This is a genomic window from Corallococcus carmarthensis, assembly GCF_003611695.1.
GTDB classification, from domain to species: Bacteria; Myxococcota; Myxococcia; order Myxococcales; family Myxococcaceae; genus Corallococcus; species Corallococcus carmarthensis.
On sequence record NZ_RAWE01000069.1, the window covers coordinates 1 to 22,180 of the forward strand.

Annotated in this window: 18 protein-coding genes and 1 pseudogene; 11 read left to right on the forward strand and 8 right to left on the reverse strand. The window is 69.6% G+C overall.

Annotated features, from left to right (window positions below):
- The 7 genes from D7X32_RS19745 to D7X32_RS19775 form a co-directional block, all read left to right on the forward strand.
- A partial coding sequence (locus D7X32_RS19745; protein ID WP_439329013.1) for a transglycosylase SLT domain-containing protein occupies positions 1 to 755 on the forward strand: 755 nt, incomplete at its 5' end.
- Between the two features lie 223 nt (positions 756 to 978).
- Positions 979 to 1,305: an STAS domain-containing protein gene (locus tag D7X32_RS19750; RefSeq protein ID WP_120604134.1), complete on the forward strand. Its 327-nt coding sequence runs from the start codon at positions 979 to 981 to the stop codon at positions 1,303 to 1,305.
- A gap of 142 nt (positions 1,306 to 1,447) precedes the next feature.
- Positions 1,448 to 2,428 (forward strand): AAA family ATPase, encoded by a 981-nt coding sequence (locus D7X32_RS19755; protein WP_120604120.1) that lies wholly within the window; start codon positions 1,448 to 1,450, stop codon positions 2,426 to 2,428.
- Positions 2,425 to 3,399 (forward strand): DUF58 domain-containing protein, encoded by a 975-nt coding sequence (locus D7X32_RS19760; protein WP_120604121.1) that lies wholly within the window; start codon positions 2,425 to 2,427, stop codon positions 3,397 to 3,399. The genes D7X32_RS19755 and D7X32_RS19760 overlap by 4 nt, the downstream gene beginning before the upstream one ends.
- Positions 3,396 to 5,465 carry a transglutaminase TgpA family protein gene (locus tag D7X32_RS19765; protein WP_120604122.1) on the forward strand — a complete coding sequence of 690 codons (2,070 nt, stop codon included), beginning with the start codon at positions 3,396 to 3,398 and terminating at the stop codon, positions 5,463 to 5,465. The genes D7X32_RS19760 and D7X32_RS19765 overlap by 4 nt, the downstream gene beginning before the upstream one ends.
- Before the next feature lie 420 nt (positions 5,466 to 5,885).
- Positions 5,886 to 6,773 (forward strand): RNA polymerase factor sigma-32, encoded by an 888-nt coding sequence (locus D7X32_RS19770; protein ID WP_014396039.1) that lies wholly within the window; start codon positions 5,886 to 5,888, stop codon positions 6,771 to 6,773.
- A 70-nt stretch (positions 6,774 to 6,843) separates the two neighbouring features.
- Positions 6,844 to 9,297, forward strand: a complete 2,454-nt coding sequence (locus D7X32_RS19775; protein WP_120604123.1) for an OPT family oligopeptide transporter — start codon at positions 6,844 to 6,846, stop codon at positions 9,295 to 9,297.
- A gap of 49 nt (positions 9,298 to 9,346) precedes the next feature.
- On the opposite strand, the gene D7X32_RS19780 is transcribed toward D7X32_RS19775, so the two are convergent.
- Positions 9,347 to 9,679 carry a hypothetical protein gene (locus D7X32_RS19780; protein ID WP_120604124.1) on the reverse strand — a complete coding sequence of 111 codons (333 nt, stop codon included), beginning with the start codon at positions 9,677 to 9,679 and terminating at the stop codon, positions 9,347 to 9,349.
- Between the two features lie 199 nt (positions 9,680 to 9,878).
- On the opposite strand from D7X32_RS19780, the gene D7X32_RS19785 reads away from it, so the two are divergent.
- Positions 9,879 to 11,645, forward strand: a complete 1,767-nt coding sequence (locus tag D7X32_RS19785) for a HEAT repeat domain-containing protein (protein ID WP_120604125.1) — start codon at positions 9,879 to 9,881, stop codon at positions 11,643 to 11,645.
- A 4-nt stretch (positions 11,646 to 11,649) separates the two neighbouring features.
- Positions 11,650 to 12,960, forward strand: coding sequence for an HD-GYP domain-containing protein (locus D7X32_RS19790; protein ID WP_120604126.1), 1,311 nt, complete (start codon positions 11,650 to 11,652; stop codon positions 12,958 to 12,960).
- On the opposite strand, the gene D7X32_RS19795 is transcribed toward D7X32_RS19790, so the two are convergent.
- From D7X32_RS19795 to D7X32_RS19825, 7 genes and pseudogenes are all read right to left on the reverse strand, one after another.
- A complete protein-coding gene (locus tag D7X32_RS19795; protein ID WP_120604127.1) occupies positions 12,941 to 13,951 on the reverse strand; it encodes an RluA family pseudouridine synthase in 1,011 nt (336 codons plus the stop codon). The genes D7X32_RS19790 and D7X32_RS19795 overlap by 20 nt on opposite strands.
- An 11-nt stretch (positions 13,952 to 13,962) precedes the next feature.
- Positions 13,963 to 14,226, reverse strand: coding sequence for a hypothetical protein (locus D7X32_RS19800; protein ID WP_120526362.1), 264 nt, complete (start codon positions 14,224 to 14,226; stop codon positions 13,963 to 13,965).
- 77 nt (positions 14,227 to 14,303) lie between these two features.
- On the reverse strand, positions 14,304 to 16,103 hold the full coding sequence (locus tag D7X32_RS19805; protein ID WP_120604128.1) for a helix-turn-helix domain-containing protein: 1,800 nt from the start codon (positions 16,101 to 16,103) through the stop codon (positions 14,304 to 14,306).
- The gene (locus D7X32_RS19810) at positions 16,100 to 17,158 is read right to left on the reverse strand and encodes a P-loop NTPase (protein WP_244239094.1); all 1,059 of its coding nucleotides are present in this window, start codon (positions 17,156 to 17,158) and stop codon (positions 16,100 to 16,102) included. Before D7X32_RS19810 ends, D7X32_RS19805 begins: the two co-directional genes overlap by 4 nt.
- Before the next feature lie 122 nt (positions 17,159 to 17,280).
- Entirely contained in the window at positions 17,281 to 17,874 is a 594-nt protein-coding gene (locus D7X32_RS19815; RefSeq protein WP_120526360.1) for an HNH endonuclease, read from the reverse strand.
- Positions 17,871 to 19,265, reverse strand: coding sequence for an L-seryl-tRNA(Sec) selenium transferase (selA, locus tag D7X32_RS19820; RefSeq protein ID WP_120604129.1), 1,395 nt, complete (start codon positions 19,263 to 19,265; stop codon positions 17,871 to 17,873). The genes D7X32_RS19815 and selA overlap by 4 nt, the downstream gene beginning before the upstream one ends.
- A gap of 66 nt (positions 19,266 to 19,331) precedes the next feature.
- Positions 19,332 to 20,152, reverse strand: a pseudogene (locus D7X32_RS19825) (IS5 family transposase).
- Positions 20,153 to 20,243: 91 nt separating this feature from the next.
- Here D7X32_RS19825 and papB point away from each other — a divergent pair.
- On the forward strand, positions 20,244 to 21,425 hold the full coding sequence (gene papB / locus D7X32_RS19830) for a PapB family radical SAM/SPASM ranthipeptide maturase (RefSeq protein WP_120604130.1): 1,182 nt from the start codon (positions 20,244 to 20,246) through the stop codon (positions 21,423 to 21,425).
- Positions 21,422 to 21,718 carry a freyrasin family ranthipeptide gene (papA, locus tag D7X32_RS19835; protein WP_120604131.1) on the forward strand — a complete coding sequence of 99 codons (297 nt, stop codon included), beginning with the start codon at positions 21,422 to 21,424 and terminating at the stop codon, positions 21,716 to 21,718. Before papB ends, papA begins: the two co-directional genes overlap by 4 nt.
- Positions 21,719 to 22,180: the final 462 nt, after the last annotated feature.

Genomic DNA, 22,180 nt, shown 5'->3' on the forward strand with positions numbered 1-22,180 from the left:
CGCCAGGGGAGGGCGAGATGCGGGGTTGGATGGTGGCGATGGCGGCGGCGGTGGCGCTGGTGGGGACGAACGCGGTGGCTTTCCCGGTGCAGGTGCCGGTGGGTGCGCAGGGTGAAGCGCCGGACGTCGCGGCCCTGCGGGCGCAACTGGCGGAGAAGGACGCACAGCTCAAGGCGGCCCTGGCCCGCCTGCAGGTGTACGAGGACGAGGCGGACTTCCTCCGCGCGGAGCAGATGGGCGTGACCGAGGCCGTGCGCGCCTCCGGGCTCCCGGAGCGGCAGCAGCGCCGGCTGGCGGTCTCCATCGTCCGCGAGGCGGAGCGCAACAACCTGGATCCGCTGCTGGTGGTGGCGTTGATCCGCTGCGAGTCGTCCTTCAACAACTACGCGGTGTCCGGGGTGGGCGCCATGGGCCTCATGCAGGTGATGCCCGACACGGGCAAGTACCTGGCGGAGAAGTCCGGCTACAAGCTGGGCCGCCACACCAACCTCTTCGACTTCGAAACGAACGTGAACCTGGGCACGGCCTACCTGGCGGACCTGATCAGCCGCTTCGGATCCGTGGAGGGCGCGCTCGTCGCCTACAACGCGGGCCCCGGGCTGGCCAAGCGCATCCTGGCCAAGAAGGAGAACCGGGTGAAGTTCATGGCCGGCTATCCCGCCAAGGTCGTGAAGGAGTTCCGCAAGCTGAAGGCCCAGCAGGAGCGCGCCATCAGCCTGCGTGCCGAGCAGACGACAACCGACCGCAAGGGTTGACCGCTGCGTGACACGCGCTTCGCCCGGTCGCCAACACTCCGGCCGAAGTTGCCTGCCTGCCACTGACCTGATCGCCCGTGAAGGTGCACTGTTCGGCTCCGGCTGTGCACCCCCACGAAACGCGTGGGATCCCCCCGGGCCCTCCGTGGCCCGGAACGTGCCTCAGCCGCCAATCACCATCGCGGGCGGCACACACGTGCACACCTCAGCGGGAGCGCGGATCATGACGGGGCTTCAGATTCATCGGGAGGAGGAGGCGGCGGGTCGGATCACGCTGCGCCTGGAAGGAACGCTGGACGGCCGTACGGCCCAGGAGCTGCGCAACTCGCTCCAGGCGCTGGGCCAGAGCGAGGTCGTCCTGGACTTCGCGCACCTGCGTGAGTTCAAGGACAGCGCGGTGGGCGTGCTGACCCACGGCATGAAGGAGGGCGCCGTGCAGCTGCGCGGGCTGGCCACGCACCACGAGCGGATGTTCCGCTACTTCGGCGTGCTGTCCTCGCCGGCGACGCACCGGGCGTACTACACGCCCGAGGACATCCTGTCCGCCTGAGTCACGGGTGGAAGGCCCTCCGGGCCGTGTGCATCCCCGGAAAGCGTCCGCGCCTCCAAGGCAGGCGGGCATCCGGCGTGGACCACGGGCGGCCTGGAGGGGTGCCGGTTGGCGCTCGCCTGGGCTAGAGTCCGCGCCCAGGATGACCCAGCCCGCTCGCGTCCTCGGTCCAGTTCCCTCCCCTGCTACCGCGCGTGCGGTGATGGAGCGGCTCGCCGCCCAGCTTGGCCGCGCCGTTCAGGGCAAGCCCGAGGAGGTCCGGCGCGTCGTCACCTGCGTGGTGGCCGGCGGACACCTGCTCCTGGAGGACATGCCGGGGGTGGGCAAGACGACGCTGGCGGAAGCCCTGGCCCGCGCGTGCGCCCTGTCCTTCGCCCGCATCCAGTTCACCGCGGACCTGCTGCCGGCGGACATCCTGGGCGCGCAGGTGTTCCACGCGCAGACGGCCACCTTCTCCTTCCGGCCCGGGCCGCTGTTCCGGCAGCTGGTGCTGGCGGACGAGCTCAACCGCGCGCCCCCGCGCACCCAGTCCGCCCTCCTGGAGGGCATGGCCCAGGGCCAGGTGTCGCTGGACGGGCAGACGCATCCGTTGCCCTCCCCGTTCACCGTGGTGGCCACCCAGAACCCGGTGGACTTCTCCGGCACCTATCCGCTGCCGGACTCGCAGCTGGACCGCTTCCTCGTGCGGCTGTCGCTGGGCCACCCGGCTCCGGACGTGGAGGCACGGCTGCTCACCACGCGCGGCGCGGCGTCCCCGCTGCCTTCGGTGGAGGCGGTGACGGGGCCGGAGGAGCTCGCGTCGCTGCGCGACTTCGTCCAGGACGTGAAGCTGGACGCGGCGGTGGCGGACTACGTGGTGCGGCTGGCGAGGGCCACGCGCGAGCACGGTGACCTGGAGCGCGGCGCGTCCACGCGCGCGGTGCTGGCGCTGGGCTCCGCGGCCCGGGCCCAGGCCCTCTGGGAGGGGCGCGACTTCGTCACCCCTGGCGACGTGCGCGCGATGCTGGTGCCCTGCTGGGCGCACCGCGTGCTGCTCAGGAGCGCCGTGCAGGGCGTGTCCGCGCGGGACGAGGCGGCGCACCTGGTGGAGGAGATTGCCCGCAAGGTGGCGGCGCCCCGGTGAAGGCCCCTGCCCGTCCGTCCTTCAAGGCGCGGCTGCGCGCCTTCTTCCGTCCGCCGCGCACGCTGTCGGTGACGAAGACGGGCCGCACGTACCTGGTGGTGACGTTCGGCGTGGGACTGGGCGCGCTCAACACGGGCAACAACCTGCTCTACCTGCTGCTGGGCCTCCTGCTCAGCATGGTGGTGGTGTCCGGCGTGCTGTCGGAGCGCTGCCTGCGCGACCTGACGGTGCGCCGGGTGGGCGCGGACGCGGCCTTCGCGCGTGAGCCCTTCGCCTACCGCTGGGCCGTGTCGCGCAAGGCGGGCCACGGCTTCGCGCTGACGCTCTCCGAGGACCTCTCCCCGCTCACCGGCACCGGGAAGCTGGGACACCTGCCCGCGGGCAAGGAGCACATCGTCCGGGCGGACCTGGCCGCGCCACACCGGGGCCCCGTGCGCCTGTCCGGCGTGCGCGTCACCACGACGTGGCCGCTGGGCCTGTTCGCCAAGACGCGCGTGTTCTCCCTGGAGGGGACGCTGCTCGTGTATCCGCGCCGGGGCTACGCCTGCAAGGAGCCGGGACCCGCGGAGCGGGGGCCTCAAGGAGAGGCGGGCAGCCCGCGCCACCTGGACGGCACCGGCGACATGGCGGGCCTGCGCGAGCTTGCCGTGAACGAGGACGCGCGCCGCATCCACTGGCTGAAGAGCGCCGCGATGGGACGCCTGCTGAAGGTGGAGCGCGAGCGCGAGGAGCGCCGCATCTGGAAGCTCGCGCTGGAGACGGGCCTCACGGGCGACGCGCTGGAGCGCCGCTGCGAGGAGGTCGCCGCCCAGGCGCACCAGCTCCTGGACGCGGGGAACGAGGTCGGCCTCCAGTTGCCGGAGCGCACGCTGCGTCCGGCGGCGGGGGCTTCGCAGGAGCGGCGCATCCTCCAGGCGCTCGCGTGGGTGGGCTACGAGGACGCGGACGCGGACTCGCGGGAGGCCGCGTGAAGCGCCCCTTGCGGCTGAGGCTCACCCTGCGCGACCTGGCGGCGGGCTCCGCCTTCGGCGCGATGGCCGTGTCCGGGCAGCTTCCCCTGTGGGCGCTGGGCGTCTTCTTCGGGGCGCTGGTGCTGGCGCTGTGCGACGTGCGGCTCGTCGCGCGCCACGCGCGCCTGTCCGCGTCCGCGCTGCTGATCGCCGCGGTGCTCCTGGGCCTCCAGCTGACGTCCGGCGCGATGAACGCGGTGGTGGCCGCGTGCTCCTTCGCGGGCCTCATCGCCGCGCAGCGGATGCTGTCCGCGCCGGACGCCGCGGCGGAGGGGCAGACGCACCTGACGGGCCTGTTGATGGTGGCCGGCGGCGCGGCGCTGTCGGGCGACATGACGTACGCCATGTGCCTCATCGCCTTCGGGGTGCTGGCCAGCCTGTCCCTGGCGCTGGGCGTGGTGGAGGCGGCGGTGCCGGACGGCGAGCCCGTGCCGGTGCGCGCGGTGATGCGTCCGCTGTCCGCGGGACTGGCCTTCGCGGTGGCCGGCGCGATGGCCTTCTTCATCCTCTTCCCGCGTCTCAACTGGGCCATGGTGGGTCCGCGCTCGGCGCCGGGCCTGGGCGCGGTGAGCGCCGCGGGCTACTCCAACACCGTGCGGCTGGGCGGCGCCGGCACCATCAAGGGCAACCCGCGCGTGGTGCTGCGCGCCACGCTCACGCCGGATCCGGACCGCGACGCGCTGGACGCCTACTGGGTGGGCCGCACCTACGACACCTTCGACGGCATGGAGTGGACGAACGTCGTCGGCGCGCGGCAGACCGAGCGGCAGATCACCCTGCGCCCCGCCAGCGACACGCTCCTGCACCAGCGCATCGAGCTGCTGCCCGCGTACGGCGCCCGCACGTTGATTGCCCTGGAGACCCCCTCGCGGCTGGGCAACGCCATGGCCCACACGCCCACCGGCACCCGGAGCAGCCCCGTGCAGCTCCAGGGCGGAGGCGAGGTGCGCTTCACCGTCACCGCGCCCTCGTACACCTACGAGGCCTACAGCCTGCCTCCGGATACGAAGGCGGGGCTGGCCGCCGGCCTGGTCCAGGCGGAGCGCGACCAGCTCCTGGCGGTGCCCGAGCACCTGGACCCCCGCGTGAGCCAGCTCGCGGCGCGGGTGCTCCAGGGAGAGAAGGAGCCGCTGGCCGCGGCGCGCAAGCTCGCCGCCTTCCTGCAGAAGGACTACGCGTACACGCTGGAGCAGGAAGGCACCCCGGAGGATCCGCTGTCGGACTTCCTCTTCGTGCACAAGGGGGGACACTGCGAGCACTTCGCCACCGCGCTCACGCTGATGCTGCGCACGCAGGGTATCGCCGCGCGGCTCGCCACGGGCTTCTATGGCGGCACCCGCGTGGACGGCGGCTACCTGGTGCGTGCCGGTGACGCGCATGCCTGGACACACGTGCTCGTGCCAGGGCGGGGCTTCGTCACGGTGGACGCGACGCCTCCGTCGAACCGCACGAGCCAGGGCTCCGTGCTGCTGGAGAAACTGCTCGCCTTCTATGAGGCGGTGGAGGCGCGCTGGCGCAACTCCGTCGTCGACTACTCCTTCCGCGACCAGTTCGAACTGGCGAGCGCCCTGGTCCGCCCGCCACGCCGCCCGCGCGGCGCCACCGAGAACGAAACGCCCAGCCGCCTGCCTCCGGCGCGCGCGTGGGTGACGGCCGCCGTCGTGGCCTTCGGCGTCTGGCGCGCGGGCCGTTTCGTCTCCCGCTGGACGCGCCGTGCTCCCGCGCTGGAGGCCACGCGCTTCCTCGACCGGGTGGACGCGCTGCTCCAGCGCGCGCACGTGCCGCGCTTCGAACACGAGTCGCTGGAGGACCTGACCACGCGCCTGGCGCGCGAAGGCCACCCGCTGGCGCTGGCGCTGACGCCCCTCACCCGCCGCTACCTGGAAGCCCGCTTCGGCGGACGCGTCCTGCGCGAGGGAGAGGCCGAGCACCTGCTCGCCACCTTGCGCCGCGCGCTGGACGCGGAAGCCGCCCGCCGCGCCGTGAAGACGGCCGGACAGGCGGGCCCTACCGCCCGCGCATCCTGAGCGGAAGAGAAGTGCCCTCCGGACGGAAGCTGGCTTCCTTCGCCGGTCGCCCGCCCTCCCCAGGAACGCCCAGCCGAGGTGGAGAAATGTCTCCACCGCCGCCCTGCGTCGCCATTAAGCGTTTCAGCGAACCTCCATTCGCGAGCGTCATGGCGACGCGCGCCCGAGGGCCGTGAGACGTGCGCTTTCTCTCCTCGTAGACCCCCGGATTTCCTCTCGGCCACGGGTAACGGTTACAGACCGTTCCCAGGAGGCGCCGCCCTGCGTCTTCCAACCCCTTGGAGACACACGCGAATACATCCAACCCCGGTTGGCATCCCGGTTGCTCAGGGCAGACACGTCAAGTTGTAGGACTTGAACCCAGAGCACCTTTCAAGCGCCTCCGCCGCGGCAGGAGGCCCGATTTGGAGAATCCATCCCATGCAGGCTTCGACCGAGCAGTCGTCCAATTCTGGCTCCCTCGCGATGTACCTCTCGGAGATCAACCAGTACTCGCTCCTGAAGGTGGAGGAGGAACAGGAGCTGGCGCGCCGGTTCATCAAGGGAGACCTGGCCGCGGGTCACCGCCTGGTGACGAGCAACCTGCGCTTCGTGGTGAAGGTCTCCTACGAGTACCGCTCTTACGGCATCAAGATGTCGGACCTCATCCAGGAGGGGAATATCGGCCTGATGAAGGCGGTGCAGAAGTTCGATCCGGACAAGGGCATCCGTCTCATCTCGTACGCGGTGTGGTGGATCCGCGCGTACATCCAGAACTACATCCTGAAGAGCTGGTCGCTGGTGAAGCTTGGAACCACGCAGGCGCAGCGCAAGCTGTTCTTCAGTCTGGCGCGCACGCGCCGTGAGCTGGAGAAGCTGGGCAGCGGCGAGGCCGTGGTGAACGTGGATGAGATTGCCCGCAAGCTCCATGTGAAGCCGGGCGAAGTGCGGGAGATGGAGCAGCGCATGGGCGGCCGGGATTTGTCCCTGGACGCCCCCATGGGCGAGGACGGCGGCAACAGCCACGTGGACTTCGTGGTGAGCGCCGCGGCGCCCCAGGACGACGAGTTCGCGGACAAGGAGGAGGCGGGCCTCATCAACAACCGCGTGCGCACCGCCCTCATGCGCCTGGATCCGCGCGAGCGCTTCATCATCGAGCAGCGCGTGATGAACGAGCGCCCCATGACGCTCAAGGAGCTGGGCGAGCACTTCGGATTCTCCCGCGAGCGCGCACGCCAGCTGGAGATCCGCGCCAAGGACAAGCTCAAGTCGGAGCTGGCCGCCCTCATGGCGGAGGTGGATCCGGAGACGCTCGCCGCCCAGGGCTGAGGGCTGTTTTCGCGCCCCGGCGGAGACCCTGCTACAACAGGCCCCCTGATTTCCTGTCAGGAGTGCCTGCTTGTCCCACGGTTCCCCGCCGGTCGTCGATGATCGCGTCCCTCTCGCGGAGGCGCATGGTGCCGCCCCGCACAAACCCTATGTCTCGCCGGCCCAGTCGCCCGCGGAGCTGACGATCCGCGGCCTGGTGCTCGGGTCGGTGCTGGGCATCGTGTTCGCGGCGTCGTCCGTGTACCTGGCCATCAAGGTCGGCCTCACGGTGTCCGCGTCCATCCCGGTGGCGGTGCTCTCCATCGCCATCTTCCGGGCCCTGGGGCGCTCCAGCATCCTGGAGAACACCATCGTCCAGACGACGGGCTCCGCGGGCGAGTCGCTCGCGTTCGGCGTGGCGGCGGCCCTGCCCGCGCTGCTCATCCTGGGCTACGACATCAGCCTCACGCACGCGTTCCTCACCGCCGCGCTGGGCGGCGTGCTGGGCGTGCTGATGATGATTCCGCTGCGCCAGGGCCTCATCGTCCAGGAGCACGGCAAGCTCACCTATCCAGAGGGCACCGCCAGCGCGGACGTGCTCATCGTCGGTGAGCAGGGCGGCACCAACGCGCGCACGGTCATCCTGGGTTTCATCATCGGCGGCGTCTACAAGTTCGCCTACTCCGGGATGAAGCTCTTCAAGGAGGCCATTGGCACGCCCATCAAGGGGCTCAAGGCCGCGACGCTCTCCACGGAGGTGTCCCCGGAGCTTTTGGGCGTGGGCTACATCATCGGGCCGCGCGTCGCGTCCATCACCTTCGCGGGCGGCGTGCTCAGCTACCTCATCCTCATCCCGATGGTGTCCTTCTTCGGCAGCGGCATGGACACGCCGCTGCTGGTGCACAACGGGATGCTCATCCGGGACATGTCGCCGGATCAGATCCGCAACGCGTACGTGCTCTACATCGGCGCGGGCGCGGTGGCGACGGGCGGCCTCATCAGCCTCATCCGCTCGCTGCCCACCATCGTGGGCGCCTTCAAGCGCAGCGTGGAGACGCTGCGCCAGTCGCGCACGCAGGGGGCCCTGCCCACGGTGCTGCGCACGGACCAGGACCTGCCCATCACGGTGGTGCTGGTGGGCAGCGCGCTGCTCATCCTGGCCATCTGGCTGGCGCCGCCGCTGCACGTGAACTTCATCTCCGCCATCCTCATCGTCATCTTCGGCTTCTTCTTCGTGACGGTGAGCGCGCGCATCACCGGTGAGATTGGCAGCTCCTCCAACCCCATCTCCGGCATGGTGGTGGCCACGCTGCTCGTCACCTGCCTCGTGTACCTGCTGTTCGGCTGGACGTCTTCGCCGGACCGCTTCATGGCGCTCACCACGGCGGCCATCGTGGGCATCGCGGCGTCCAACGGCGGCACCACCGCGCAGGACCTGAAGACGGCGTTCCTCGTGGGCGGTACGCCCAGGAAGCAGCAGATCGCCCTCTTCGTCGGCGTGCTCACCAGCGCGATGTTCATCGGCCTGGTGCTGGTGCTGCTCAACCAGGGCGCCACGGCGGTCATCCCGGAAGCGCACCCCGGCGTGCAGGTGACGGAGATGTCCACCGAAACGCGCACCCAGCACACGTACCGCTGGGCGGTGTCCCAGGACGCGCTCACCCAGCGCGGCATGACGCCCGCGCTGATCAAGCGCTCGCTGTGGGCGGAGCGCCTGGACATGGTGCCCGCGGACGGCGCGCTGGAGCTGCGCAGCTGGCGCCCCGTGCCCGCCACGGAGCTGTCCAACCTCACGCTGACGCCGGCCAACGGCCCGTCGCTGAAGCTGTCGGACGCGGGGCTCGTCACCGCCGGTCCGGACCGCGTCTACAAGGAAGGCTTCGTGCGCGGCGCGGACACGCCCGTGCCCGCCGGCCGCTACCTCGTGGATGATCAGGGCAACATCCAGTACGTGGTGGACCCGGGCATCGGCGGCCGCATCAGCGAATACGAAGGCCAGACGCTCACCCGCTACTCCGCCCCCAAGGCGCAGCTGTTCGCGCTCATCATCGACGGCATCCTCACGCAGCGGCTGCCGTGGGACCTGGTGCTGCTGGGCGTCTTCATCGCGCTGATGCTGGAGCTGTGCGGCGTGTCCTCGCTGCCCTTCGCCGTCGGCGTGTACCTGCCCATCAGCAGCAGCGCCCCCATCTTCGTGGGCGGCATGGTGCGCCACTTCGTGGACAAGCTGCGCGGCGGCAGCGCGGCGGAGTCCGAGTTCTCCCCCGGCACGCTGATGTCCTCCGGCTACATCGCGGGCGTGCTCATCGCGTTCCTCGAAATCGCCAGCGACGGCGCCTGGACGCGGGCCATCAACCTGCCCGCCCTCTTCGGGCACGAGAACGCGGTGGGCGCGTTCCTCAACGCCGTGGGCGAGAGCGAGCTGGCGCACCCGACGTGGTCCAACGTCTGGGGCCTGGCGTTCTTCGCCATCCTCACCGCGGTCCTCTTCCGCTCCGCCCTCAAGGGCCAGAGCGGCGCGGAAGCCCCGCCGCCGTCGCACTGACGGCCGGCAAGCGCCCTCCCCGCTTCGTTCCCAGGCGGGGAGGCCTGAATCACAGCCCGGGCACCGACGGCGGCACCTCCGTGTCGCCGCCGCCGGAGTCCGCGCCCCCCTTCGCGCAGACGTACTCCGCGCGCAGCGGCGTCACGATGCCGAAGGTGAAGGCGTAGACGAACGGGCTCCACCACGGCCAGTACACGTCCACCCGCGACAGGCCATGCCGGCACTCCGCCGCGGCCACGTTGGACGTCGTCAGCCCCGCCACGAAGCTCGCCCCCGTGCGCGACTCCGGTGCGCCGTCGCGCGGCGCCGGACTGCGCACGCTCATGCGGAAGCACCCCGTGAGGGACGCCAGGACCAGGGCGGACGCGGCCAGTCGCTTCATGGGCGGGAACTCCGGACAAAAAGGGGCCCCTTGCCTAACACACCGGGGATTCACCGCCAGTCCGCCCGGTGTTACCCAGGTGTCACTTCAACCCACTGGAATCCGGGCGGTTTGCGGATTGGGAGCCAGCCCGGGACGGGAGTACACTTCGGATCCCCCCATCGGGGCCTTCCGCCCCATCCGGATTCTTCCAGGTTTCATGGCACAGCCCCAGAAAGTCACGGACGCGAAGGCCGAGCCGGAGCAGTCGCCGGAGGTTCGCGAGAAGGTCGAACTGGCGAAGACGTTCGCGTTCCACCTGCTCAAGGGCATCAAGCAGATTGGCATGTACCGCCACAACGAAGCGCGCTTCCCGGAGTTCCTCTCCAAGGCGCAGGAGTCCATCTCCTCGTACACGGAGAAGTTCGGGCCGCTCTCGCTGAAGGTGGAGCAGCAGAACTTCATGCTGTACGGCGAGCCGCTCTTCTCCGAGGAGTCGCCGCTCCCCTACAAGTTCTTCCGCGACGGCATCCGCCAGCTCATCTTCCGGCCGGGGCTGCCCCTGGAGGAGCTCGTCACCCTCACGCTCATCGCGCTGTCGGAGCCGGAGCGCGGCGCGGACGACGTGCTCGCGCAGCTGTGGCGCGCGGGCATGCAGCAGGTGGAGTACGTGGTGGTGGAGGGCTTCTCCATGGAGGGCGCCTCCGAGGACGAGGTCCAGGTGGAGGTGGACAAGGTGGTGGGCTACCTCTACTCCCGCCTCCAGACGAACTCGGACGACTTCCTGCGCTTCGCGCGCGTGTCCGCGGAGGACCTGGACGCGAAGCTGGACGGCGTGGAGCAGATCCGCGGCCTCGTCGTGGGCGGCCGGCACGCCACGGACGACCTGAAGGCCCGCATCCAGCGCGAAATCACCGAAGAGGAGAACGCGCGCCTGTTCCCGAAGCTGGTGGGCGCGGTGTTCCAGGTGGTGGAAGGCGGCGTGGATGACGCGGCGCTCTTGGAGGAGATCTTCCTGCAGCTGCTGGACATGCTGCTGCTCCAGGACGACTTCGCCACGGTGAACCAGATCGTCCTCAAGCTGCGCGCGCTCTCCCAGCGCGAGGGCGGCGAGGACCTGGGCCGCCTCTTGAACAACTTCCTCCACAAGATGGGCGAGGAGCAGCGCCTGACGCGGCTGGGCGAGTCGCTGAAGACGACGCGCACGCGGCAGCCCCAGGACGTGACGCGCTACCTGCAGTCGGTGGGCGTGGACTCCGTGCTGCCCCTGCTCAGCGTGTTGGAGACCATCGAGTTGCCGGAGAACCGCCTGCTCTTGGGCGACGTGCTGGCCACGTTCGCGCGAGACCTGCCGGAGCCGTTCGTGGCGCGCCTGTTGTCGGACCGGCCGCAGACGGTGCGCGACATGGTCTACATCCTGGAGAAGAGCAACCACCCGGAGCGGGTGAAGATGTTCGGCCAGGTGATGAAGAGCCCCAACCTGGTGGTGAAGCTGGAGGTGATGCAGATCATCGGGCGGGGCCGCACGGCGGAGGCCCGGCGCATCATCCACGACGCGCTCACCGACAGCGTCTCCCAGGTGCGCATGCTGGCCGCGAAGCTGCTGCCGGAGTTCGACCGCGAGCGGGCCTTCACGGACCTGGTGCGGCTGGTGCGCGAACCCACCTGGGACAAGAAGACGTCCGACGAGAAGGCCGCTGTCTACGCGGCCATCGGGGCCACCAACCTGCCCGCCGCGCTGTCGATGATGCAGCAATTGCTGACGGTGAAGCCGTCCCTGCTCAACAAGCGGCGGGTGATGGAGGACAAGCTGCTGGCCATCACCGGCCTGGGCGGCGCGGGCTCCATCCAGTCCTACAAGATGTTGCAGGCATTGGTGGAGGACAAGACGCAGCCCCTGGACCTCCTCACCGCGGCCCGCAAGGCGATGTACCAGACGCGCAAGGCCCTCTTCGGGGACTCGGCGCTTCCGGAAGAGGCGAGCTGACACCATGGCCGACAACCTGAAGATCAATCAGACCCAGGAAGAGAACCTGGGGGAGTACGGGCGGGAGCACAACGAGAAGCTCCAGAACCTGTCGCGCTCCATGCTCGCGGGCCTCTACATGCTCGTGCGCTCCGTGAAGATGTACGACCCGGAGAACGCCGTCTTCGAGAAGCCGCTCCACCAGCTCCAGGACATCATCAACCAGATCATCGGCAAGGAAGGCCGGCTGGAGCTGACGGGCGTCAAGGACTCGTTCTACCTGAACGGCATGCTGGTGAAGGTGGACCTGAACTCCATCGAGAACCAGCGCTACCTGCTGTCGGAGATGCGCGCCAAGGACGTGGGCGGCATCACGCTGACGAAGCCCGTCACCACGCAGGAGCTGAAGAACTTCGTCTGGATCTTCAGCAAGGAGCAGTCCTCCACCGCGGAGGAGGACGGCCTCCAGGGGCGCAAGCTCCTCAACATGCGCGTGGCGAAGTTCTCCAAGCTCAAGGAGAAGATGAACAAGGACATGGACACGCCGGGCGACCAGAAGGTCGACCGCAAGAAGTACGCGATGACCGTGTACGCGCGTGCCGTGTTCTTCCTGCAGAAGTACCTGGAGTCCGTGCGCGCGGGGAAGCCCATCGGCTCCTCGCGTGCGCTGCGCCTGGTGCAGGACTTCGTGGACATCTCCTACGATCAGCGCACCCACTTCCTGGGCATGACGACGCAGAAGCGCGAGGAGGACTACCTCGTCTACCACCAGGTGAACGTGGCGCTGATGTGCATCGTGTTCGGCGCGGAGCTGGGCCTCACGAAGCCGCAGCTGCGCGACCTGGGCTACATCGCGCTCTTCCACGACGCGGGCATGACGACGCTGCCGGAGGAGCTGTCCACCAAGCGGGGCGCGCTCACCGCGGACGAGAAGACGGCGGTGGCCCGCGCGCCGCTCATCAGCGTGCGCAACATCCTGATGGAGAAGGGCTTCAGCCGCTCCACGCTGTTGCGCGTGGTGACGACGTTCGAGCACAAGACGGACTACGGCACCGCGGTGCGGGATGCGCGCGGCAACATCCAGATGATCATCCCCAAGACGAACCTGGGGGTGTACGCGAAGATCATCGCCATCTGCGACGCGTATGACGCGCTCACCTCCCGCAGGCCCTACCGCGACGCGTACGGCCCGGAGGTGGCGCTGATGCTGATGTGGACGGAGATGCGCCAGAAGTTCGACCCGGAGCTGCTGGCCGTCTTCATGCGGGTGATGGCCATCCAGCCCATCAAGGTCCTCTCCCGCCGGCAGCAGCAGATCAGCGTTTCCGGCTTGTAGCCTTCTTCGCGACGGGCTTCGCCTTCGTGGGAGGCCCCGCGGGAATGCTCGCCTGGCGCAGCAGCGTGAGCGCCTTCGTGAAGTCCTCCGGGAGGGGGGCTTCCAGGTCCAGCGCCTTGTGGGTGCGCGGGTGTTCGAAGGCCAGCCGCCACGCGTGCAGCGCCTGGCGGCCCAGCGCCTCCTGGGCTTCCGCCACCGCGCCCTTCGCCTTGCGGCCAGCGCCGTAGAGCGCGTCGCAGAGCAGCGGGTGGCCGGCTTCCGCCAGGTGGACGCGGATCTGATGCGTGCGGCCGGTGAGCAGGTCCACCTCCACCAGCGCGGCGCCGTCGAAGGCCTCGCGCACCCGGAACAGGGTGATGGCGGGCTTGCCCTCCTTCACCTTGCCGGTGAACTTCTGGCGGTGGATGGGGTGGCGGCCGTAGAGCGTTTCGATGCGCCCTTCCGCGGGCGGCACGCCGTGCACCAGCGCCAGGTACGTCTTCTGGACCTCGCGCGTCTTGAAGGCCTTCTGGAGCGCCACCAGGGCCTGCTCGTGCTTGGCGACGACGAGGCAGCCGGTGGTGTCCTTGTCCAGCCGGTGGACGATGCCGGGGCGCAGCTCTCCGCCCACGCCGGCCAGGTCCTTCACGCGGTGCAGGAGCGCGTTGACCAGCGTGCCGGTGGCGTGGCCCGCGCCCGGGTGCACCACCATGCCGGCGGCCTTGTCCACGACGACGAGGTCGCGGTCCTCGTGCAGCACGGACACGGGCAGGGCTTCGGCCTGGGGAATCGCGGCGACGGGCGCGGGGACGTGGAGGGACAGCAGCTCCCCTCCGCGCAGGCGCTGCGCGGCCTTGGCGGGCTTGCCGTCGGTCAGCACGTGGCCGTCGGCGATGAGGCCCTGGAGGCGGGAGCGGGTGAGATCCGGGAACGCGCGCGCGAGGTACGCATCCAGCCGCTCGCCCCGGGCTTCCGGGAGGGCGCGGTGTTCGCGCGTGTCGGGTGAGGCCACGGCGGAGGGCGCTACCAGATCTTCGACTTCACGTGCGCCTTGGAGCGCAGCACGATGTCGTTGATGGCGCGCTCGAAGAAGTTCGCCTGGGTGCTGATCTCCGCGCTCACGCGGCTCTTGTAGAGCGCGCGCCCCTCTTCCAGTTCCTCCTTGAGGACCTCGAAAAGGTTGTCCTGCTCGATGCCCTTGATGATCTTCTGCTCGTTGTAGAGCGAGATATCGGAGGCGATCGCGCGAGCGAGTCGCATCGCCTTGACCTTTTCCTCTTCCGTCATCGTGCCACTACTTAGGCACCCACCCCGTGCGAGTCAACTTTTCCCGTCGCATGGCAGGGCGCCCAGCCGACTCCCGGTCAACGGCCCGACTTGGCGGGTTTCTCGGAGAACAGCGCGAGGTAGCTCTTGGACACGCGCAGGGGGTCCAGGCCCAGCTCCCGGGCCAGGTTCATGAGGATGCCGCGCAGGTACACGGTGGTGGGGAGCGCGGTGTAGCGGTCCGCCTCCACGTTCTCCAGGTGACGCACGGAGATGCGGGTGCGGTCGGCCAGCTGCTGGATGGACAGGCCCCGGGCCTCGCGGACGCGGCGGAGCAGTTCGCCGTTGAACTCGGCGTCCGCGGGGATGTCCACGCCCCGGGGACGGGCCTCGCGGACCTTGGCGGCCACCTGGGCCAGCGCGGACTCGGCGGTCGCGATGGCGGAGTCCTGCGCCAGCACCTGGGCATCCCCGAGCTTGCGGACCGTGGGGCTCTTCATGGTGCCCGGCCCCGTGGGGCCCTTCACGGTGCCCGGCCCCGTGGGGCCCGCCGGACGCGAGTCGATGGGGCGCGACGTCAGGGGCCGGACAGCCGCGCGCGAGGCCCCGGTGGCCGGAGTCCGGGCCAGCGCGGTGGAGGTCGCGTCCGGGGTTGGAGTGCCCTGGGCGGGGTTCGGATCCGACTCGCCCTGGGTGGTCGTGACTGCCGAAGCCGTGGATGCATCCGGGCCGGGCGCGGGGCTGGCGGCCACGGATCCGGCCTCGGCCGGGGGCGTCACCTCACTGGCCTCCGGAACGGGAGTCGCGGCCGGGGCCTCGGCGGAGGCCTCCACGGCGGGAGCCTGGGGGGCGTCCTCGGCGACCGGAGGGCTCGAGACGGCGGGAACAGGCGCGGCGTCCACGCGGTCCGGCGCGACGGCGGATGCGTCAGCGCCTCCCGTGGATCCAGCCTCGCTCTCCACCGGAGCAGCGGCTTCGGTGCGCTCCGGAGTGGAGTGAGCAGGTGCTTGCGCGGCCTCGTCCTGCGCGGGCGTCGAAGCAGGGGCGCCGGCCGGCTCCGAAGCCGAGGCAGCCATGGCGGGCGCGGCCGACGGAGGCGCTTCGGGGGGCGAAGCGACGGCCTCGGCGGGAACGGCCGTGGCGGCGGACACCTCGGCCTCCACGGCCTTGGGGGCCGTGACAGGCGTCGCGTCCTCGGCGCCGGACGACTTCGCGTCCACGGCGGGGGCCGGTGCTTCCGTGGCTCCCCTGCCCTGCCCGCGCAGCGGACTCGCGGGGACGTAGACGAACGACAGGCTCCGGGTGAACGAGGCACGGAAGGCCTCCACCACCGCCACGCCACCCACCATCACCGGCTCGGAGGGCACGCCCTGGGCGTCCTTCCCCGAGGACTCCTGCCGCTTCGACTCCTCACCCCGCATCCGCTCCTCGCTCTTTCCAGGCGTCCCGCTCGCGCGTGAGGCCTCCCCTTCCGTGTCGTTCACGGAGGTCGCGGCCTTCAGTCGCGACTCCGCCTCCAACCGTTCCGCGTCCACCGCGCCCGCGGCCTTCGCGAGCGCCGCCGCGGCGGTGGCCAGGGCCTCCGCGACGCGCGCGGCGGAATCCACCTTGTCCGCGGCGTCCGCCGTCCCGGCCGCCTTCGAAAGCCGCTCCGTGGACAGGCCGATGGAGCGGTCATACTCGACGCGCAGGTCCGCGTCGGTGAGCATCTCCATCGCTTCGTTCATCCGTTCACGCAGCGCGTCCACCTGATCCGGATCCCCCAGCGCGTACACCGCGATGGAATCCGGCGAATACAGCTCCATCAGGCGCTGGTGGGCCGCGCGGATCTCCGCGTCGGACGCCGTGTGCGGAACCTCCAGGAGCTCGTAGTAGGTCTGCTGCGCGAAGGGCTTCATGGGATGGCGGACTCGGGGGAAAGGCCGTCGAGCGACAAAAGACGCGCGGCGATGCGCTGGAGGCCCTGGGACACGGGCGAGCCGGGCTGCTCGATGAGCACCGGCTTGCGCTTGCGCACCGCGCGCCACGCCTCGTCGTCGTAGCGCAGGGCGCCCAGATCATCCATGTCGATGCCGAAGAACTTCTTCCACGCGGACACCATCGCGGCGCCCACCTTCTCATCCGCGTCCGTGCGCGCCTGGTTCACGACGAGCCGCACGCGGAACGCCGCCAGCTCGCGCTCCAGCCGCTCCGCGTCCGAAGGGGCCTTGCGCCGCACCTGCGCGACGACGTCGTGCAGCGTCCGCAGGCCGCCCTCGCGGGTGGACAGCGCGCCTTCGACGAGGTCCTGGATGCCGTAGCGCGCTTCGGTCTGCTGGAGCTTGCGGAAGAAGGCCGCCTTGACGAAGCGGTACGCGTTCTCCACGGACGTGGGCTCCGGCAGCACGACGAGCAGGCCGTGATCCGCGATGAGGAAGAAGTCGAGCGTGTTGAAGCTGGTGCCCGCGCCCAGGTCCAGGATGAGGTAGTCCGCCGTCGTCTGCGACAACAGCGTGCGAAGCAGCTTCTGCTTCTGCGCGTACTTGAGGTTCGCCGCGTCCAGCGAGTCCTGCGCCCCGGCGATCAGCGACAGCCCCGGCACGCCGGTGGAGACCATCACCTCTTCGAGGTTGGCCTTCCCGCGCCGGAGGAAGTCCGACAGCGTGGATTCCGGAGGGCCCACGCCCAGGCACGTGTGCAGGTTGGCGCCGCCCAGGTCCGCGTCCACGAGCAGCACCTTGTGGCCGGCCTGCGCGAGCGCGACGCCCAGGTTCGCGGACACCATGGACTTGCCGATGCCGCCCTTGCCGCCGCCCACCGCGATGATCCGCCGCGAACGGGAGCGCCGCGCGAGGCCCGCGGGTCCCGCGGGCGACACGTCATGGGCCGAGTCCCCCACCGGGCGCGGCGAAGGACCAGCCAGCGAGGCGGGAGCGGATGGAGGCAGGGGGGCGGGCTTCACGAAGGCTCGCATCAAAGCCCGTCCTACCGCCCGAGTCGACACCCCGCCATTTCACGGCCGGCCCACGGGGCTCCCGGTGCCCGCGCCCGTCGCCAGGAGGCTCGGGGAGCAGGCGGCCGGGGAGCCGTTCGCTGTCATTCGTCAAGCAGCTCGACGTTCCAGTACGACACGTCCGCGAGGTGCAGGAACGGCAGCCACTCGCGGTAGGTGACCTTGCGGATGGCGCCTCGGAACAGCGGCGTCCAGCGCGGCCGGACGGGCTTCTTGAGCAGCCGCATCCCGGCCTGTTCCGGCGTGCGCCCGCCCTTCTTCAGGTTGCAGGGAACGCAGGAGCACACCACGTTCTCCCAGGTCGTCTTCCCACCCTGGGTGCGCGGGTTGACGTGGTCCAGGTTGAGCTCGCTGCGGGGCAGCTGCTTCGCGCAGTACTGGCAGGTGTCGTTGTCGCGCGCGTAGATGTTGAGGCGCGAGAAGCGCACCTTGGCACGCGGCAGGTGGTCATACGCGCCCAGCACGAGGACGCGAGGGACACGGATGGTGCGGTCGATGGTGGTGATGCTGTCCTGGGTGGCGCTGAGGGCGGCCCAGTCCTCGAACTCATACAGCCGGTACTGCTCGTCGATGGCCTTGGCGACGCCCTGATACAGCAGGGAAAAAGCCCGTTTGACTGACGTCACGTGAACCGGTTGGTAGTACCGGTTTAAAACGAGCACGGCGCTGTTGATCATGGCTGGCTTCCCGAACGGGCGGCCGCCACAGCCTGCGCGACCTGCCCCAGGTCCTCCTCTGAGAGACACCGGACGTCGAGAACGACCTCGTCATCCGCAATCCTGCCAATAACCGGCACCTCGCCTTCGCGCAGATGATCCAGGAATACTTTCGGCGCTCCTACGGTGAGGCTGCAAGCGTAGGAAGGCAACCGGGACAGGGGCATGGCACCTCCACCCACCTGTCCATCCACGGACACGACCCGGCCCTCGACGCCGCGCGCTGCGAGCAGGGCCGACAGGCGTTCGGCACGGGCCCGTAACACCGCTGGTTGCTGGGTGAGCAGGCTTTGGGTGGGAACCGCGTCCGGACGGCCGTCCCGGTACAGCTCCAGCGTCGCCTCCAGGGCCGCGACCGTCATCTTGTCGACACGCAGCGCCCGTGTGAGCGGGTGGGATTTGATGCGCTGGAGCAGGTCCGCCCGGCCGACGATGACGCCTGCCTGGGGTCCGCCCAGGAGCTTGTCGCCGGAGAACGCGACGACGTCCGCGCCATCGCGGATGGCCTGGCCCACCGTGGGCTCAGGGGTCAGGCCCGGCCCGGACAGCGGCACGAGCGCGCCGGAGCCCAGGTCCTGGAACACGGGCACGTCACGGGAGCGTCCCATTCCGGTGAGTTCCGCGAGGGATGCCTCTTCCGTGAAGCCGACGAGCGCGAAGTTGGACCGGTGGACCTTCACGATGAGGCCCGTGTCCGGACCCAGTGCGTTGGCATAGTCCGCGCGGCGGGTGCGGTTGGTGGTGCCGACCTCCACGAGCTTCGCGCCGGACTGACGCATGACGTCCGGGATGCGGAAGCCCCCTCCTATTTCCACGAGCTCGCCGCGAGAGACGATGCATTCACGGCCGGAGGCGAGCGCGGCGAGGACGAGCAGCACGGCGCCCGCGCAGTTGTTGACCACGATGGCGTCCTCCGCGCCGGTGAGCGTGCGCAGGTGGCCGATGAGCGGCGCGTAGCGGCTGCCCCGTTCGCCTTCGTCCAGGTCGTATTCGAGGTTGGAGTACCCCCGGGCCACGGCGGCGACACGCTCCACGGCTTCGGGCGCGAGGGGCGCGCGGCCCAGGTTGGTGTGGAGCACGACGCCGGTGGCGTTGATCACCGGCCGCAGGTTCGGCCTGGCCAGGGACGCGAGCGCCGCCTCCACGTCCGCGTCCTCGAAGGGCCGTAGGTCACCTGCGAGGAGCCGGGACCGGACCTGTTCGACCGCGAGTCGCAGGGCCGCGACCGCGCGGGCATGGGGAAGGTTCGCGAGCCGGGACTCCAGCGACGGCCGCCGCAGGAGTTGCTCGATGGAGGGAAGGCCGCGCAGCAGCGCGTTCTTGCTGTCCGGTGGGTTCGACGCAGCGCCCATGACCCGGGAGTCTACGCGGACCGCCCCTGACTTGTCGGCGCTCCGCGACTAGGGCGTGTCCGCAAATTAGAGCCAGAGGCGGATGGAGGCGATAAGGACCATCGCCAGGTAGTTGGCGGCGCGCTTCTCATAGCGCGTCGCCACCCGCCGGTTCTGCTTCAAGCGATTGAAGAGACACTCCACCCGGCAGCGCTTGCGGTAGGCCGCGCGCCGGAAGGCGCGCTGCCGGGGCTGGTTCGAGCGAGTGGGGATGATGGCGTGCACCCCATGTTCGCGGCACCAGGCGCGGAGGCTGGGGTAGCTGTAGCCTTTGTCCGCCGCGAGGGCGTCGGGCAAGCGGCGTGGCGCACCCGGCGAGTGAGCTCTCGGCACGCTGCCACCCGCCATCAGCGCCTCGAAGGCCTGCGTCTCATGGCGCTGACCTGCCGTCAGCTCGAAGACGAGCGGCCGCCCCTGGCCCTCCGCCCGGACGTGCAGCTTGGTAGAGAAGCCTCCCTGGCTGCGGCCCAGCGCTTCGGCCTCCCCCCTTTTACCGGCGTGCCGCGTGCGCCGGCTGCGTGCTGGTGGGCTCGGATGACGCTGGCGTCCAGGAAGTGCAGCGTCCAGTCCAGGTGCTCATCCTCGTGCGCTTCGGCCTGCAACTGCCGCAGCACCCGCGCCCAGATGCCTGCCTCCTGCCAGCGGTAGAATCGGCTGCTGAGCGTCTTCCAACTGCCGAACTGCTCCCGAGGCACGTCGCGCCAGGGCGCTCCCGTGCGCAGCACCCAGAGGATTCCGTCGAGCACTTCGCGGTGCTCCTTGTTCGGACGGCCCCGCGCGGGTTTCTGGGGCGGCAGCAGTCCTACCAGCCGCTCCCATTGGGCGTCCGTCAGCTCTCCTCGGCTCATGCCCTCCTAACACCCGGCTCCGCTCGAACTATTTGCGGACACGTCCTAGACTCAACACAGCACCTGAATCACCAGAGGGGGAGGTCATCCAATGCAGCAACACCTGGAGCCGCGTCCGGACTTTCGTTCGGAGAGTCACTCCCTGTCAGCACTGACGATGCTGCTGACGGAGCAATGCAACCTGCGTTGCACGTATTGTTACATCGACAAGAACGCCAAGCGCATGAGCCGGGAAACGGCGGAACGGAGTATCGACTTCCTGTTCGCGCATGCGGGCGACGAGAAGCAGCTCGCCATCTGCTTCTTCGGTGGAGAGCCCCTGCTCGCACCCGACCTGCTGGACTACGTCGCCACCGAGGCGAAGCGCCGGGCGAAGGAAGCCCACAAGGTGATGGTGTTCTCCATCACGACGAACGCCACCCTCCTCACCGAGTCACGTGTCGCGCTGCTGCAGAAGCACCGGGTGGGCGTCACCGTCAGCCTGGATGGCCTGCCCGAGGAGCATGATCGCCATCGCAAGCTCGTGAACGGCGAGGGCTCGTTCCAGCTCATCGAGCGCAACCTGGAGCGGCTGGTCTCCCTCTCGCCCACCATCCGCCTCACGGTGACGCCGGAGACAGCTCCCAGCCTCCAGAAGTCCGTCGCCTGGCTCGTGGAGCGCGGCCTGACGAAGATCTCTTTCTCGCCGGTGTTCGAAGCTGCCTGGGACGAAGAAACGCTGTCCACCTACTACGACGCGCTCGGGAGCCTCTACCGCTACCAGGTTGAAGGCCTGAAGCGGGACGCGTCCTACCGCGTGGGCAACCTGTTCAACCTCGAAGACGAGATGACGTCCGTGATGGGCCGCGGCTTCGGCTGTGGCGCGGCCCGCAAGATGGTGGCCATCGACGCGCAAGGCTTCATGTATCCGTGCCACCGTTTCGTGGGCTACTTCCGCAACGCGGAGGCCCAGCGCATCGGCCACGTGGCCTCCGGCTTCGACGTGGACCGCCGCGGCTACTACATCGAGAGCTGCCATCGGAGCACCCACACGGGCTGTGGCTCCGGCCTCTTCGAAGCCAAGGTCACCCCCGAGGAGAAGCAGTGCACGACGTGCTCGCTCTCGCCGGGTTGTGGCAGCGCCTGCATGGCCGTCAACGAACACATGACGGGGGACCCGCGCAAGCCGGACCCCATCCACCGCGTCTTCTCCCAGATCCACGCCTCCCTCCACCTTGACCACCGCAGCGACCTGGTCCCCCTGCGTCTTCCCGCCCCGGAGCAACATCCATGAGTGATGAAAAGCCCAACGACAGTGAGCTGGCGAAGCGTCTCTTTGGACACCTGAAGCCCGACGAGATTCCCTCCGTGGAGCGGGTGCTCCGCGCGCTGCAGGTCGCCAAGGGCGTCAAGTTCCAGCTGAACCCGGAGAAGCTTCAGGCCCTGCGCACGCGGGAGCAGGAGCCCATCCACGCCCTGCAGTGCCCGACCGATACAGACATCTGTATCTTGTGCGACTCCCCGAGGGACCTCTGCAAGCTGTGCGATACCCTGGACTGCGGTCCAACCTACCGGGACGTGGACTGACCGCCCCGATGGAAGCCATCACCCGCCGCCGTAGGGCACGGTGATGGCTTCCATGTCGTGGCCGCTGGGGTCCTGGAAGTAGACCCCGCGGCCTCCATCCCCTGCTCCGCACGCGCTTGTGCATGGCTTCGTGCCGCACCGGGTTCCCCTTGCAAAGCTAGACCCGCTCATGACGACATCGCGACCGCCACGTTCTGGCTGAATGCCATCCACGCGACGCGCCCCTTCAGCACCTGGAACGCAGTGGGAGCCGCGAGCATTGTCGTGGGGGCCCTGTCCGCACCGTTGATTCATGCCCTCATCGGCTCCCGTTAGCGGCGTGGCACCACGAGCGGGAGCACCCGCGGCCACAGCCACCGCAAAGGCATTGGCCAGCGTGGGGCGCCCTTCCTGCATCACCTGACACAGGTCCTTCCCCTCCAGCAGCTCCACCGTCAGGGAGTGCCGGTCCCCATCCGAGCC

What these genes read in the sequence shown, in the direction of transcription:
- D7X32_RS19805 (WP_120604128.1), bottom strand. Translation starts at nt 16,103, where the DNA reads ATGAAGCCCTTCGCGCAGCAGACCTACTACGAGCTCCTGGAGGTTCCG.
- D7X32_RS19755 (WP_120604120.1), top strand. Translation starts at nt 1,448, where the DNA reads ATGACCCAGCCCGCTCGCGTCCTCGGTCCAGTTCCCTCCCCTGCTACC.
- D7X32_RS19785 (WP_120604125.1), top strand. Translation starts at nt 9,879, where the DNA reads ATGGCACAGCCCCAGAAAGTCACGGACGCGAAGGCCGAGCCGGAGCAG.
- D7X32_RS19780 (WP_120604124.1), bottom strand. Translation starts at nt 9,679, where the DNA reads ATGAAGCGACTGGCCGCGTCCGCCCTGGTCCTGGCGTCCCTCACGGGG.
- D7X32_RS19750 (WP_120604134.1), top strand. Translation starts at nt 979, where the DNA reads ATGACGGGGCTTCAGATTCATCGGGAGGAGGAGGCGGCGGGTCGGATC.
- D7X32_RS19810 (WP_244239094.1), bottom strand. Translation starts at nt 17,158, where the DNA reads ATGCGAGCCTTCGTGAAGCCCGCCCCCCTGCCTCCATCCGCTCCCGCC.
- selA (WP_120604129.1), bottom strand. Translation starts at nt 19,265, where the DNA reads ATGGGCGCTGCGTCGAACCCACCGGACAGCAAGAACGCGCTGCTGCGC.
- D7X32_RS19790 (WP_120604126.1), top strand. Translation starts at nt 11,650, where the DNA reads ATGGCCGACAACCTGAAGATCAATCAGACCCAGGAAGAGAACCTGGGG.
- D7X32_RS19800 (WP_120526362.1), bottom strand. Translation starts at nt 14,226, where the DNA reads ATGACGGAAGAGGAAAAGGTCAAGGCGATGCGACTCGCTCGCGCGATC.
- papB (WP_120604130.1), top strand. Translation starts at nt 20,244, where the DNA reads ATGCAGCAACACCTGGAGCCGCGTCCGGACTTTCGTTCGGAGAGTCAC.
- D7X32_RS19770 (WP_014396039.1), top strand. Translation starts at nt 5,886, where the DNA reads ATGCAGGCTTCGACCGAGCAGTCGTCCAATTCTGGCTCCCTCGCGATG.
- papA (WP_120604131.1), top strand. Translation starts at nt 21,422, where the DNA reads ATGAGTGATGAAAAGCCCAACGACAGTGAGCTGGCGAAGCGTCTCTTT.
- D7X32_RS19815 (WP_120526360.1), bottom strand. Translation starts at nt 17,874, where the DNA reads ATGATCAACAGCGCCGTGCTCGTTTTAAACCGGTACTACCAACCGGTT.